The following is a 14,145-nucleotide window of genomic DNA, read 5'->3' as shown; positions in this document are numbered from 1 at the left end:
AAATATATGCGATTTTACCCAAAGTCGGGTAATGATCTCCCCGAACGGCCCTGCGCCGCCGCCCGGACGGCCCCCCCTGCCCGCGTATCGAAAACCCCGGCGAACGCGCACGATCCCACCCCATGCTTGCTCGGAGGCCGTCCGTTCCCGCACGTTTTTTTGCGGACGGCTCGTTTCCGATGCAAAAAATCCCGCGCCGATTCGAAAAATCCGCTAACTTTGTTTAGCGATGCCAGCGTAAAAGGCATCCAATATATACGCTCGCACCCGCATGAACCGATATCCGATCCCGACGGATTCCGGCCTGCGCCTCTCCCCGGAAACCGCCGCCTGCGACAGAGACGGTCGGGCGAAAAGAGGAACGACCGCCCGACTTTTCGGGTAAATCGTACATAACCGCAAAATAAATTCCCCCGCCGGTCGTTTAAAGTAGTCGGGGCTACTTTAAACACGTCGAACAGGACAGGAAAAACAACCAGGCAACCAACAACCAGAGAGAAATATGAGCGAAGTCGTAAACATCCAGGAGCTCAATGCACGGATCGAACAGCAGAGCGCTTTCGTCGATCTGCTGACCCTCGAAATGGGAAAAGTCATCGTCGGTCAGAAACACCTTGTCGAAAGTCTGCTGATCGGATTGCTGAGCGACGGTCATATCCTGCTCGAAGGCGTGCCGGGGCTGGCCAAGACCCTCGCCATCAATACGCTGGCCGATGCCGTGGACGCCAAGTTCAGCCGGATCCAGTTCACCCCCGACCTGCTGCCCGCCGACCTGACCGGCACGCTGATTTACAGCCAGAAGAACGAAGAGTTCACCGTCAAACTGGGGCCGGTCTTCGCCAACTTCGTCCTCGCCGACGAAATCAACCGTTCGCCCGCCAAAGTACAGTCCGCCCTGCTCGAAGCCATGCAGGAGCATCAGGTGACTATCGGCGAAACCACTTACCCCCTGCCGCGTCCTTTCCTCGTGATGGCGACCCAGAACCCCCTGGAGCAGGAAGGTACCTATCCCCTGCCCGAAGCGCAGGTGGACCGTTTCATGCTTAAAGTCAGGATCGGCTACCCCAAAAAAGACGAAGAACGGCAGATTATCCGTCAGAACATGCTCGGCGCCAAGTTCCCCAAAGCCTCGAAAGTGGTGACGCCCGAAGCCATTCTCCGGGCGCGGGAGGTGGTCGGCGAGGTGTATATGGACGAAAAGATCGAACGCTACATCGTCGATATCATTTTCGCCACCCGCGAACCGGCCTCCTACGGCCTCGACCGCCTGGCGACGATGATCGGCTACGGCTGTTCGCCCCGCGCGTCGATCGCGCTGGCCAAAGCCGCCAAAGCCTACGCTTTCATCAAACGCCGCGGATACGTGATCCCGGAAGACGTCCGGGCCGTATGTCCCGATGTGATGCGCCACCGCATCGGACTGACTTACGAAGCCGAAGCCGAGAACATTACCTCCGAGGACATTATCACCGAGATACTGAATACCGTTGAGGTGCCGTAGGAATACTACCGGCCGAAGCCGTATCGGGAGAAATCCGGGACGGGCGCGGCCGGCTTCCGCCGCGAGCGGCCGGGCATGACGAAAGGGTGCCGCAAAAAGCGTACGGTTAAGACTAAATTTCCGCGTTAGCGGACAGGCCGGAGCCACCCCGGGCGTAGGCCTGCAACTGCGCTACGCTGGTTTCGGCTCCGCTGGCTCCGGCCATAAAATTAACCGTACGTTTCTTTGCACAGGGTCGCAGCCTGCGGGGCACGCAACAAACGCGTGAGCGATTGATTTTGCGGGCCTCCGCGGCGGGAGGCTGCGGCCCGTGCGACCCGAAGGTCGCAAAGCTTGTCCCGGCCATTTAACCATACATTTTAACATTGCGATTCATAAGAATCGCATGACCCCAAAAGCCGACGCTTCGGCAAAAAATCCCCGGGGGAGATGAACCCCGGTCCCTGATGCGAACCAGGCAAAGCCCATGAAAGAGAACGAAGAAGACATACTCCGGAAAGTCCGCAAGATCGAGATCAAGACCCGCGGTCTTTCGAACGACATCTTCGCCGGTAAATACCATTCGGCCTTCAAAGGGCGCGGCATGGCCTTCAGCGAAGTGCGCGACTACCGCATCGGCGACGACATCCGCGACATCGACTGGAACGTCACCGCCCGCAACCGCAAACCCTATATCAAAGTTTACGAAGAAGAGCGCGAACTGACCATGATGCTCCTGGTGGACGTCAGCGCCTCCCGCATGTTCGGGACGCAGGGCCAGCTCAAGAAGAACCTCATCACCGAGATCGCCGCCGTGCTCGCCTTTTCCGCCGCCCAGAACAACGACAAGATCGGATGTATTTTCTTTTCCGACCGCATCGAGAAATACATTCCTCCCAAGAAAGGGCGGCAGCACGTCCTGCGCATTATCAGCGATCTGGTCGATTTCCAGCCTGAAGGCCGCGGCACCGACCTGAACGGCGCCCTGCGTTTTTTTACCAACGTGATGAAGAAACGCTGCACCGCATTTCTGCTCACCGACTTCATGGACCTCGTCCCCGGCGCCGACGGCACCCGCTTCGAAGAGGGGCTGAAGATCGCCTCCTCGCGCCACGACTTAGTGGGACTGCGCATCTACGACGTGCGCGAAACCGCCCTCCCCGACGTCGGCATCGTCGAGATGCAGGACGCCGAAACCGGCCGGAAAGTGTGGGTCGATACCGCCTCGCGCAGGACCCGCGACAGCTATGCCGCCTACTGGGAACTCGCCTCCGCCGCCATCGCCCGTACCCTGACCAAATGCCGCGTGGACACCGTATCCGTGGCTACCGGCGAAGACTATGTGGCCGCCCTGCTGCGGCTTTTCAAGATGCGATGATACGGCGGTGGTCGGAGCAGCGACCGCCCGGAATTTCCGCGATGCCGGATATCCCGAAAGGCAGGCCGGAGCCGGGCCGGGGCGGTCGATACGATTTTTAGGTTATGCGATTCGAAAGAATCGCCGGCTTTCGCGGTGCCTCCGGGCACTCCGACCGGGAGTTTGCTCCGATGGGGCGGGCGTAAAGCCGAGTGAGTAAAGTATTTAAACCGTACGTTTCTTTGTAATGGGTCCGCAGCCTGCGGGGAACGCAACAATCGCGCGAGCGATTGATTTTGCGGGCCTCCGCGGGGTGAGGCTGCGGCCCGCGCGACCTAAAGGTCGCAAAGAATGTCCCTGCCATTTAACCGTACTTTTAATTTGCAGGTTAAAGCCCGGAGCCAGCGAGGGCAAGACCGAGCTTCGCGAGTGTTGCAGCCCTGCGCCGGGGGTGGCTCCGGGCTGCCCGCTACGCGGATAAATAACTGTACGATTATTTCTACGGTCGGACGCCCGGGAGGTTTCGGGTAATTACAGCCCGGTTGGAGTGCCCAGAGGCACCGAGCCTCCCGAGGGGGAGGCGTCCGGCCCGCCCGCTAACGCGGAAACTTATACTTTAACTGTACGGTTAATTTTATGGCCGGAGCCAGCGGGGCCGAAACAAGCACCGCGTAGTTGCAGGCCGCCCGGGGTGGCTCCGGCCTGACAAAGGGAGAACATTGAAATAAACCGCAGGATTTCCTGCATCGGGCTACGCCTGCCGCGGGGTTGTAAATGGATAAAAAGTAGTAAGGCGACTATATATGACTTTACACAAACCCCGTTTCGGCTCGACGCCGGACGGCTTCCAGCCGCCGGGAACCACGCGGGCCGGCAAAACGAATACTGTAATAAGGACATAATGACCACACATTCAAGCATCTCAGCGAACGAATGAAACGATACAAGATATTCTACCTTTTGATGCTGGCCGGCATGGTCAGCTTCGGCCTTTCGCTGAGCCAGGCCGCCCTCGGTCAGGGCCGGGCACCGGAAGTACACACCCGTTTCACGCCCGACACCGTCATGATCGGCGATCAGTTCAGCCTGTACCTCGACATCGACAAAGACGTCGCCCAGGAAATCCAGCTGCCCCAGTTCGAGAAAAACCGGATCACCCCCCAGATCGAGATGCTCGGCATCGACCGCATCGACACCCTCCGGCAGGACGGACGGCGGCTCCGGATACGCGTAACCTACCGTCTCACCTCTTTCGATGAAGGCACCCATACCCTGGGCGGATTTCCCGTCGTGTGGTCCCCCTCCCTCAGCGACGCCAAAGCCGGGGAAGGAGATACCGTATTCGCCCCCGAAACCATGCGCCTGACCGTCGGCACCTTCGAGATCGACACCGCCAAACAACAGATATTCGACATCAAACGGCCCCTGAATACCCCCCTTATTTTCGACGAAATCAAAGAGTACGTCTATTGGGGCGCGGCCGCTGCCGTCCTGCTGGCCGTGATTATCTATCTGGTGATTAAGTATGTCCGCCGCAGGAAAGGCCGTACCGGTCCCAAACGGGTCGTGCCGCCCCACGTAGCGGCCATCCGCGCTCTGGAGAAACTCCACAGCCGCAAACTGTGGCAGAACGGCAAACATAAAGAATACTACTCGCAGCTGGCCGACATCGTGCGTATCTATATCGAACGGCGTTACGGCATCGGAGCCATGGAGATGACCTCCGACCAGATTCTGGAGGCGGTCCGCGAAGTGAACGACGAGCGGCTGCGCGAAAAGCTGCGCGAACTGTTCTCGTTGGCCGACTTAGTGAAATTCGCGAAGATGGCGCCCGCGCCCGAAGATAACGAACAGGCCTATTTCGACGCCTATTTCTACGTCGAGGAGACCAAAGAACTGCCCGAACCGGGGCAGGCGTCCGCCGCTCCCGGCGCGACGGCGACCGAGGCCACCGAAATACCCGGCGACGACCCGGAACCCGTCTCCGGAAGCGAACCAGAAGAGGAGGGCAAACGATGACCAGAAGACTATGGATCGCAGGCGTCCTGATATTCGCGCCTGCCGCGCTGTGGGCGCAGAAAGAGCGGGCCGACATCCGGGCGGGCAACCGCGCCTATTACGAAGGTAAATACCCGGAGGCCGAAGTAGGTTACAAACGGGCTATCGAGAAGAACATCAGCTCTTACGAAGCCAATTTCAACCTGGCCGGCGCCCTGTACAAACAGGGGCGGTACGACGATGCTGCCGCCACATACCAGAAGCTGGCCCAGGACGGCACCGATACGGAACGCCAGGCATCGACCTATTACAATATGGGGAACACGTATGTCAAACAGTGGAAACTGGACGAAGCGATCGAGGCTTACAAGAACGCCCTGAGGCTGACTCCTGACGATAAGGAGGCCAAGTTCAACCTCGCCTATGCCAAGAAGCTGAAACAGGACGAGGACAAGAAGAACGACCAGAATCAGAATCAGGACCAAAATCAGGATCGGAATCAGAACGGCGGTGGCGGCGGGAACGACGACCGGAACCGGGACAAGAATCAGGATCGGAACAAGAATAACGACAAGAACCGGAACAACAACGATCCGGACAAGAATAACGACAAGAATAATGACAGGAACGGCGACCGGAACGAGGACAAACCGGACGGCGGACAGTCTCCGCAGCAACAGCCGTCAGCTTCGCGCGACGAATCCGAGCGGTTGTTGCGTGCGATCCAGGCCAGCGAGGACAAGACCAAGAAAAAGGTCGATGCCGAGAAGGCCCAGGCGGTGGGCGCCCGCGGAGGAAAACAGTGGTAGCGGCGGACGACTAACGTACGATTATTTTTCATTCGGGTCGGACGCCCGGGAGGTCTCGGGTAATTACAGCCCGGCCCCCTGTGCCGAGCAGCACCGGGCCTCCCGAGGGAGAGGCGTCCGGCCCGCCCGCTAACGCGGAAACTTGTTTTATCTCTACGGTTTAATACCGTAGTATCGGCTTTGCGCCCACCCCATCGGAGCAAGCTCCTGGTCGGAGCGCCCGGAGACACCGCGAAAGCCGGCGATTCGAAAGAATCACATCAATAAAAATCGTACGGTTAAATTTTATGGCCGGAGCCAGCGGAGCCGAAACAAGCGCAGCGCAGTTGCAGGCCGCCGCCCGGGGTGGCTCCGGCCTGACTAAGGGAGAACCTTACCTAAAATCGTACGGTTACATGGCCGGGACAGTTGCGACCTTTAGGTCGCGCGGGCCGCAGCCTCCCGCAGCGGAGGCCCGCAAAACCAATCGCTCACGCGATCGTTGCGTGCCCCGCAGGCTGCGGCCCTTGGCACACAGAATATTTGATCGTAGGATTAAAAAGCACTTCCGACGTTTTACTTTATACCGAAGTACGGATAGAGGCTGCAAACCCGGGAATGTGCGATTTTCCGTTCCGACGGGAGTCGGGAACGGGGAATCGCATTCCCGGCGAGTTTTTTGCCTTCTTTTTTGCTCGCCCAAAAAAGAAGGTGCCCCGCGGCATGAGGCGTATAGCAAAGCAAGTGTCCCGCGACACGAACGGGCCAAGAAAAATAAATGCCCGTCGGCGAAAAACAGTACATTTGATCCTGCGACTCATTTCCGGACTACAGCCCGCCTTGCCAAAGGCCGACAGACAACGGACTGTAAGTCGATAGAAAGATTCGTCGTGCAGGCCCGAGCCGGCGGTATACGCTCGGAAATATAACGCTCCGTGGAACGGAACCGCTCCGAAAACATACCGCCGGGCGACTCGGCGGATGCGGAGCAAGCCCTCGCGCCCCCGCTGCCCCGCATGTCCGGTGCAAAACCGCCGGAAAAAAGATGAATTACCTAACAGAGCTTAGATGTTCGATATAGTAAGATTCGAGAATCCCCGCGTATTGTGGCTGCTGGTCGTACTGGCGCCGATGGTCGCGTATTACGTTTACCGCACCGTACAGGGACGGGCAGCCATCCGGGTTTCCACCGTCGGCGGCGTGCAGCGCCTGCGCCGCACCTACCGCTACTGGCTGAGGCATGCTCCCTTCGTGCTCCGAAGCCTGGTCGTGGCTCTGGTGATTTTCGCCATGGCGCGGCCCCAGTCTTCCGAAGACCGGCAAAACGTCAATGCCGAAGGGATCGACATCGTGATGGCATTGGACATTTCCGGGTCGATGCTCGCCCGCGATTTCACCCCCGACCGGCTCACCGCCGCCAAAGATATCGGGTCGAAGTTCATCATCGGGCGTCCCACCGACCGGATCGGCCTGGTCGTTTTCGCCGGCGAAGCCTTCACCCAATCGCCCATCACCACCGACCACGTATCGCTGGTGAACCTGATGAACCAAATCGAGAGCGGCATGATCGACGACGGCACGGCCATCGGCAACGGGTTGGCCACCGCCGTAAACCGACTGAAAGAGAGCGACTCGCCCAGCAAAGTCGTCATCCTGCTGACCGACGGGGTGAACAACAGCGGACAGATCGACCCCCTGACGGCCGCCGACATAGCTGCCGATTACGGCATACGGGTCTATACCATCGGCGTGGGTACCGAGGGAGTCGCCCCGATGCCGGCCCTGAACGCCTGGGGCGGCGTGTCGTTCGTGCAGTCCAAGGTAGAGATCGACGAGAAAATGCTGCGCGAGATCGCGGACAAGACCGGCGGTCGCTATTTCCGGGCCACGGACAATACGAAACTGGCAGAGATATACGCTGAAATCAACCAATTGGAAAAGGCCAAGGTCGAGGTCGAGAATTTCGTGAAATATTCGGAAGTGTACCACCTGTGGTTGCTGCTGGCCGTAGGGTTGCTTTTGGTCGAGATTCTGTGCCGGTACCTGTTCCTACGGCAGATACCGTAACGGTAACCGTTCATTAAAAAAGAACGGAAGTATCCCCATTCGACTTGTTCCGGTTTCCGGACGGTTGTCTCGGTTGCGGGCAAGCCCGTAAGGCGGCAGGGGGACGCGCACCGAGATATCGAAGGCCGGGAACTCTGTCAAGTACAAGCCTGAAGGGGGGGTATTTCCGAAAAAGAAAGGCGCCGACGCTTTTGCCCGGGCCGGCCCGGTAGTTCCGCCCGTTCGCCTGTTCAGGCCGCAGGGATACGAAACGCCTGCCTGCGATTGCCCAAACTCTGTTTCACGGTCGTCGCGAACAATCGACGACCGGAACCAGCGGAGCCGAAACAAGCACCGCGCCGTTGCAGGCTGCCGCCCGGGGTGGCTCCGGCCTGACAAAGGAAGAACATTGAAATAAACCATACGATTAAAAAGTACTCCCGGCTTCTTACATTGGTATCGAAGTACGGGTAGAGACTGCTGACCCGGGAATGTGCGATTTTCCGTTCCGACGGGAGTCGGGAGCGGGGAATCGCATTCCCGGCGACTTTTTTGCTTACTTTTTTGGTCGCGCAAAAAAGTAAGTGCCCTGCCCGCATAAGGCGTCCGACCCGCCCGCTGACGCGGAAATTTAGTCTTAACCGTAGGTTTAATACCATAATATCGGCTTTGCGCCCACCCCCCGAAGCCGCAAAAGCGGCTTGGGCGCGAAAGCCGGCGATTCTGAAGAATCGCATCAACAAAAATCGTATGGTTAAAATTTACCCATCCGGCTTCGTGCGCTCCCCCGAAGCCGAATAATAGAAGAGGGAGATTCAAAATACGGTCGAAGAAAAATAGTACGATATGTTCAGATTCGCACAACCCGATTATCTATGGCTGCTCCTATCGGTACCGTTCGCCATTGTCGTGTATGTCCTCTACCGCCGCGCCCAGAAACGTCGTCTGGCCCGTTTCGGCGATCCCGACGTGATCCGCGAGCTGATGCCCGAAGCCTCGCCCCGACGCGTGAGGAATAAATTCGTGCTGACCCTGCTCGCCCTGAGCCTGATGATACTCGCTCTGGGCCAGCCCCAGTTCGGCGCCAAACTCCGCGAAGTGACCCGCAAAGGCGTCGAAATCATGCTCGCCGTGGACGTATCCAACAGCATGCTCGCCGAAGATTTCGCCCCCAACCGGCTCGAACGGACCAAAAACGCCGTGAACCGGCTGATCGAACAGCTCGATAAAGACCGCGTCGGGATGGTCGTTTTCGCCGGCGACGCCTATATCCAGCTGCCCATCACCTCCGATTACATATCCGCCAAGAGTTTCGTCTCCGGGCTGAATCCCAATATGGTGCCCGTGCAGGGTACCTCTGTCGCCCGCGCCATCGAGACCGCCACCCGTTCGTTTTCCGATCAGAGCCACCAAAGCCGCGCCATCATCCTCGTCACCGACGGCGAGAGCCATGACGACGACCCCATCGCTGCCGCCCAGCTGGCCAAAGACGCCGGAGTGGTGATCTATACCGTGGGGATCGGCACTCCCCAGGGCGCCCCCATCACCATCGACGGCGAAACAATGAAAGACGAAAACGGCCAAATGGTCGTTTCCAAACTCGACGAACAGACTCTTCAGCAGATCGCCGTGCTGACCGGCGGAAGCTATGTGCGGGCCACCGACCGCAGCATCGGCCTCGACCAGATACTGAAACAGATCGGCCAAATGGAGAAGAAAGAGTTTTCTTCGATGGCTTTTGCGGAGTACAACGACCAGTTCCACTATCTGTTGGCCGCCGCGTTGGTGCTGCTGTTGGCCGAATTTTTGATGCTCGACCGTAAAAACAGATGGCTGGCCCGCATATCGGTGTTCAAATCTTAGGTATTTTTGCACCGTCGTCGATTCCCGACGAGATGCGGCCTGCGGACTCGGCACGACCGGGGCGGTTACCGGCAAACCGTATGGTTTCCGGTCATACCATCCGGCATCCGGAACAGTTGCCGCCCCGGTTGAAATACCGGGCAGCATCGGTCTTCGCGAGGTGAAGCTGCGACCCTGTGCCGAGCGGTACAGGGGGCCGGGCTGTAACTACCGCGGTCTCCCGGACGTCCGACCCGAATGAAAAATAATCGTACGGTTAATTGTCCGCGTAGCGGTCAGCCCGGAGCCACCCCCGGCGAACCGATGCAGTAGCCGAGAGCCATCGGGCTCGCACGAACGGCCGAGGCACAAGGAGGAAAACGAGCGAAGCGAAGTTAACGGCTGCAACTCGCACAGCTCGTTTAGCCCTCGCTGGCTCCGGGCTTTGAATCAGCAAATTAAAAGTACGATTTTATTCATCGCGGGCAGGCGCCCGGGAGACCGCCGTCCGCATGAAACCCGTTGCCGAACAGCAAACGGACCGGGGCAAAAGCTCCCGAAAAAGCAAAGAAAAGCCAAGAAACCGAAAAAGCCGGAAACAACCCGAAAAAGAGCAGGGAAAGGTCGGCTTCCGGAGAAATGCCGGCCGGAAGAAGAAAAGTCCCCGCCCGCAAAAAATAACACCGCAAAAGATTAACTTTGCCACATACATGAAGACGCAGAAGTTCCATCGATATTTATGCCGGTTGTTGGCAACGGCCTGTCTGCTCCTTGTCGGCGGCACAGGCATCGTCCGCGCCCAGGCAGACGTCGAATTCGACATCGACGCCCCCCTCAAGGCCGCCGAAGGCCAGCCCTTCAAGATCGCCTTTACCGTCAGCACGCAGAAAAGCGACATAAGCGACGCCCGTTTCAGCCTGCCCGACATCGGCGGGCTGAGCGTCATCTCCGGCCCGGTACGTTCCGTCGGCGTATTCATGTCCGACGTGAACGGCGTCTCCCAGACCCGCAATACCGTCACTTACACCTATTGGGTGAAAGCTGAACGTACCGGAAAAATCGACATTCCCGCCGCCACCGTCACCGTCGGAGGAGAGACCTACAAGACCCGGCCCACCGCAATCGAAAGCCTGAGCGCCGAGCAGGCGCGCCAACAAAGCGGCAGCTCCGGGGCGGGCGGCGGTAACGCTTCCGACGTCGGTTTCGAACCGGTCGGCAAGACCCGCCTCGCCTCCGACGACATCCTCCTGCGCATCGAAGTCGATAAAACCGACGTTTACCGCGGCGAACCCGTCGTGGCCAGCCTCCGTATCTACACCCAGGTGAATATCGCCGGTTTCGAAAACATCAAATATCCCGCCCTGAACGGTTTCTGGGCGCAGGAGATGGACCTCTCCGGCCAGGGTGACAGCCGCGCCACCCTCGGCGGCAAAGTGTACCACACCCAGATACTGCGCCAGTGGCTGCTTTATCCCCAGCGCACCGGCACCATCGAGATCGAGCAGGCCCAGTTCACCGCCATCGCCCAGCTCGTGACCCAGATGCCCGCCACCGGATCGCCCTACGACCTCTTCTACGGCGGCGCTCCCCAGATTAAGAACGTATCCGCCAGGCTCGTTTCGCCCGTAGTGAAAATCCGCGTGAAGGAGCTGCCCCGGCCTCAGCCCGACGACTTTACCGGCGCCGTCGGCCAGTTCGAGCTGACCGGCGTGGCCACCGGCGACCGTTTCGCCGCCAATACCGCCGGATCGATCACCCTGCGGCTGAGCGGCATCGGCAACTTCCCCCTGGTCGAAGCCCCCCGCATCACCCTGCCCGCCGCTTTCGAACAGTTCGACATGAAGACCAACGAACGGCTGGTCAATACCGCCCGCGGGACTACCGGCGAAAAGACTTTCGAATATCCTTTCATCGCCCGCGCCGAAGGCGACTACACCATCCCCGGCGTGCGCTTTTCCTACTTCGACCCCTCTACCGGCAAATACAATACCCTGACCACGCCCGACTTCCCGATCCGGATATTGCGCGACGAAGGGAACGGAGCCTCCGGCCTCGGCATGGTCTCCGGCGTGACCAAAGAGGACCTCCAGATGCTCGGTTCCGACATCCGTTTCATCCGTATGGGCGATCCCCGGCTGGTGCGGCAGGGCGGTGCTTTCCTCTGGTCGTGGGGCTGGTTCGCCTCCGTGTTCGTGCTGGCCGCCGCTTTCGTCGGGCTGCTTGTCTATCTGCAAAAGAGCATCCGCGAACGGGCCGACATCGTGCGCGTCAAAACCAAAAAAGCCAATAAAGTGGCCCTCCGACGGCTCAAACGCGCTAAAGGCTATATGAACGCCGGCAAAGAGAGCGCTTTCTTCGAAGAATTGCTGCGCGCCCTGTGGGGATACATGGGCGACAAACTCGCCATCGACGTGGCCAACCTGACCAAAGAACGCGTTCTCGGCGAACTGGTCGGACGCAGGGGCATGGATGAAGAGCAGGCGCGGGAGTTCCTGAACCTGATTTCCGAATGCGAATTCGCCCAGTACTCTCCCGCCGCCGGCGTCCCGATGGACAAGGCCTACAATGCCGCCCTCGACCTGATCGGGCGGTTCGAGAATAAGATATGATGACGGTTATGAACAAGAAAGATATATCCTGTATGCTCCATAGCCGCGTTAGCGGCCGGCCCGCAGCCACCCCCGGCGAAGGGCCGCAACCTTCGGTTTTGCCATTGCCGGCTGCGGACCGTAAGAATAAATCAGTCTTGCGGTTGCTCGCCGCAGTGATGCTGCTCGTACTTCCGACAGCCGCACAGGCTGCCGCCGTTTCCGGCACGTCCGGCGCCGACACCGTGGCGCAGGCCGCTACCGATACCGGCGCCGTGCCGGTCGCCACCCTGCCCGCCGTAGCCAGTCTGGACGATATTCCGGCCGACACCCTGTGGACGCAGGCCAACGCCGCTTACAGCAACGGCAGCTACCGCCAGGCCGTGGAACTCTACGACGCCCTGCTCGCCCGCGGCGTACACAGCGGCAAACTCTACTACAATCTCGGCAACAGCTGGTTCAAACAGGGCCGTATGGGGAAAGCCATCCTCAACTACAACCGCGCCCTGCTGCTCGATCCCACCGACGAAGACACGCAATACAACCTCGCTATGGCCAACGCCCGTATCGTGGACAAGATCGACGCCGTGCCCGAATTTTTTCTCAAGACCTGGCTGCGCGACCTCGGCCTGACCCTCGGCACCGACACGTGGGCCGTGCTGGGGCTGATATTCCTCGGCGCGACCTTCGCCGCCGTTATCCTGTGGCTGCTTTCCAATACGCTGGCTCTGCGCAAATCGGGCTTTTACGGGGGGCTGGCCTCGCTCGCGCTCTGTCTGGCCTGCACCTTTTACGCCCATTTCCAGCGCACGCGGCTGTTGCACGGCAACGAAGCCGTGGTGATGAACCTCGTGGCCCCCGTGAAAAGCTCGCCCGGCGCCGGCAGCAAAGATATCTTCGTACTGCACGAGGGTACCAAAGTGCGGATGCTCGAACAACTCGGCGGCTGGACCGAAATCGTCCTTTCGGACGGAAATAAAGGGTGGATCACTTCCAACGCCATCGAAGCGATCGTAAGGAACGGAGGCACCGAATAGTGTCGAAACTGCTGGAAAACGTGGTCGGGGAGTTCGCGAAGCTGCCCGGAGTGGGACGGCGGACAGCCCTCAGGCTGGCGTTGCATCTGCTGCGGCAGGATGTCGAAGACGTGGACCTTTTCGCCGGAGCCGTTTACCAGTTCCGGCGGGACATCCGCTGGTGCCGCCAGTGCCGCAACCTCTCGGATGACGAGTTGTGCCCCATCTGTTCCGACCCCAAACGGGACAAGACCACCATCTGCGTGGTGGAACAGGTCGGCGACCTGATCTCGATCGAAAACACGCGCCAGTACAACGGTTTATACCATGTGCTGGGCGGCGTGATCTCGCCGATACAGGGCATTTCGCCTTCCGACCTGCATGTCGATCTGCTGACCGACAATATCCGCCGGCTGGGGGTCCGCGAAGTGATCCTCGCGCTGGGCACCACCATCGAGGGCGAGACCACTTCTTACTACCTGACCAAGAAATTGCAGCCGTTGGGCGTGGTCGTATCGGTCATTTCGCGCGGCATCGGCTTCGGCGACGAGTTGGAGTACGCCGACGAACTGACCATCACCCACGCCCTCAGGAACCGCCGGCCGCTGTAAAGGAGGCAGGGGGAGATCTTACAGGAGGCTGCCCCTTTCCTGCATTTTCATCTCCAGCCTCCGTGGGGCATAGCTGCCAAGATGCTCCCGGTTGTCGCACAACTCAGCACACGGCTTTTCGCCAGATGGTCGATCAGACTGTCAAATTCAGTCGGATTATTATAACTCGCTTATACAGATAAGATAACCCTATGCGATTTTATCCTGTTTTATACGTACGTCCGGTTTTCAACTTATTTCGGCCCGCGTCCCCTCTCCCGGACGAAGAAAAATCCCGACCTGAGTGTCGGGCGGCACTCGAGCCGGGCAGTAAGATACCCTATTCCCGCAGGCTGAGACCCTTAGTAAACAACTATAGATTTAAATGTACGATTAATTATCCGCGTAGCGGTCAGCCCGGAGCCACCCCCGGCGAACCG

At 59.2% G+C, this 14,145-nt stretch carries 10 protein-coding genes; 9 read left to right on the top strand and 1 reads right to left on the bottom strand.

Annotation, left to right across the window (positions count from 1 at the left end):
- Positions 1-502: 502 nt before the first annotated feature.
- The 6 genes from RIKMI_RS0102230 (at position 503) to RIKMI_RS0102195 (ending at position 9,532) form a co-directional block, all read left to right on the top strand.
- Positions 503-1,501 carry an AAA family ATPase gene (locus RIKMI_RS0102230; protein ID WP_027290292.1) on the top strand — a complete coding sequence of 333 codons (999 nt, stop codon included), beginning with the start codon at positions 503-505 and terminating at the stop codon, positions 1,499-1,501.
- A 466-nt stretch (positions 1,502-1,967) separates the two neighbouring features.
- The gene (locus RIKMI_RS0102225) at positions 1,968-2,858 is read left to right on the top strand and encodes a DUF58 domain-containing protein (protein ID WP_027290291.1); all 891 of its coding nucleotides are present in this window, start codon (positions 1,968-1,970) and stop codon (positions 2,856-2,858) included.
- A 912-nt stretch (positions 2,859-3,770) separates the two neighbouring features.
- Positions 3,771-4,856: a hypothetical protein gene (locus RIKMI_RS12730; protein ID WP_051214253.1), complete on the top strand. Its 1,086-nt coding sequence runs from the start codon at positions 3,771-3,773 to the stop codon at positions 4,854-4,856.
- The gene (locus tag RIKMI_RS0102215; RefSeq protein ID WP_037291360.1) at positions 4,853-5,644 is read left to right on the top strand and encodes a tetratricopeptide repeat protein; all 792 of its coding nucleotides are present in this window, start codon (positions 4,853-4,855) and stop codon (positions 5,642-5,644) included. Before RIKMI_RS12730 ends, RIKMI_RS0102215 begins: the two co-directional genes overlap by 4 nt.
- A 1,047-nt stretch (positions 5,645-6,691) precedes the next feature.
- Positions 6,692-7,690 carry a vWA domain-containing protein gene (locus RIKMI_RS0102205; RefSeq protein WP_027290288.1) on the top strand — a complete coding sequence of 333 codons (999 nt, stop codon included), beginning with the start codon at positions 6,692-6,694 and terminating at the stop codon, positions 7,688-7,690.
- A gap of 825 nt (positions 7,691-8,515) precedes the next feature.
- Entirely contained in the window at positions 8,516-9,532 is a 1,017-nt protein-coding gene (locus RIKMI_RS0102195; RefSeq protein ID WP_027290286.1) for a vWA domain-containing protein, read from the top strand.
- 455 nt (positions 9,533-9,987) lie between these two features.
- Here the strand turns inward: RIKMI_RS0102195 and RIKMI_RS14990 are convergent, their stop codons facing one another.
- Positions 9,988-10,242 carry a hypothetical protein gene (locus tag RIKMI_RS14990; protein ID WP_169715489.1) on the bottom strand — a complete coding sequence of 85 codons (255 nt, stop codon included), beginning with the start codon at positions 10,240-10,242 and terminating at the stop codon, positions 9,988-9,990.
- Here RIKMI_RS14990 and RIKMI_RS0102185 point away from each other — a divergent pair.
- Genes RIKMI_RS0102185 through recR form a run of 3 tightly spaced genes read left to right on the top strand, consistent with a single transcriptional unit; the run spans position 10,222 to position 13,726 of the window.
- Positions 10,222-12,120: a BatD family protein gene (locus RIKMI_RS0102185; RefSeq protein ID WP_051214252.1), complete on the top strand. Its 1,899-nt coding sequence runs from the start codon at positions 10,222-10,224 to the stop codon at positions 12,118-12,120. The two genes, RIKMI_RS14990 and RIKMI_RS0102185, sit on opposite strands and share 21 nt — an antisense overlap.
- 8 nt (positions 12,121-12,128) lie before the next feature.
- On the top strand, positions 12,129-13,136 hold the full coding sequence (locus RIKMI_RS0102180) for a tetratricopeptide repeat protein (protein WP_211224108.1): 1,008 nt from the start codon (positions 12,129-12,131) through the stop codon (positions 13,134-13,136).
- The gene (recR, locus tag RIKMI_RS0102175; protein WP_027290283.1) at positions 13,136-13,726 is read left to right on the top strand and encodes a recombination mediator RecR; all 591 of its coding nucleotides are present in this window, start codon (positions 13,136-13,138) and stop codon (positions 13,724-13,726) included. The genes RIKMI_RS0102180 and recR overlap by 1 nt, the downstream gene beginning before the upstream one ends.
- Positions 13,727-14,145: the final 419 nt, after the last annotated feature.

It is taken from the genome of Rikenella microfusus DSM 15922, assembly GCF_000427365.1.
Taxonomy (GTDB): domain Bacteria; phylum Bacteroidota; class Bacteroidia; order Bacteroidales; family Rikenellaceae; genus Rikenella; species Rikenella microfusus.
The sequence above is the reverse complement of the archived record's forward strand: the minus strand, read 5'-3'. Positions and strand labels throughout refer to the sequence as shown.

What these genes read in the sequence shown, in the direction of transcription:
- RIKMI_RS0102195 (WP_027290286.1), top strand. Translation starts at nt 8,516, where the DNA reads ATGTTCAGATTCGCACAACCCGATTATCTATGGCTGCTCCTATCGGTA.
- RIKMI_RS0102205 (WP_027290288.1), top strand. Translation starts at nt 6,692, where the DNA reads ATGTTCGATATAGTAAGATTCGAGAATCCCCGCGTATTGTGGCTGCTG.
- RIKMI_RS0102225 (WP_027290291.1), top strand. Translation starts at nt 1,968, where the DNA reads ATGAAAGAGAACGAAGAAGACATACTCCGGAAAGTCCGCAAGATCGAG.
- RIKMI_RS12730 (WP_051214253.1), top strand. Translation starts at nt 3,771, where the DNA reads ATGAAACGATACAAGATATTCTACCTTTTGATGCTGGCCGGCATGGTC.
- RIKMI_RS0102230 (WP_027290292.1), top strand. Translation starts at nt 503, where the DNA reads ATGAGCGAAGTCGTAAACATCCAGGAGCTCAATGCACGGATCGAACAG.
- RIKMI_RS0102180 (WP_211224108.1), top strand. Translation starts at nt 12,129, where the DNA reads ATGAACAAGAAAGATATATCCTGTATGCTCCATAGCCGCGTTAGCGGC.
- RIKMI_RS0102215 (WP_037291360.1), top strand. Translation starts at nt 4,853, where the DNA reads ATGACCAGAAGACTATGGATCGCAGGCGTCCTGATATTCGCGCCTGCC.
- RIKMI_RS0102185 (WP_051214252.1), top strand. Translation starts at nt 10,222, where the DNA reads ATGAAGACGCAGAAGTTCCATCGATATTTATGCCGGTTGTTGGCAACG.
- RIKMI_RS14990 (WP_169715489.1), bottom strand. Translation starts at nt 10,242, where the DNA reads ATGGAACTTCTGCGTCTTCATGTATGTGGCAAAGTTAATCTTTTGCGG.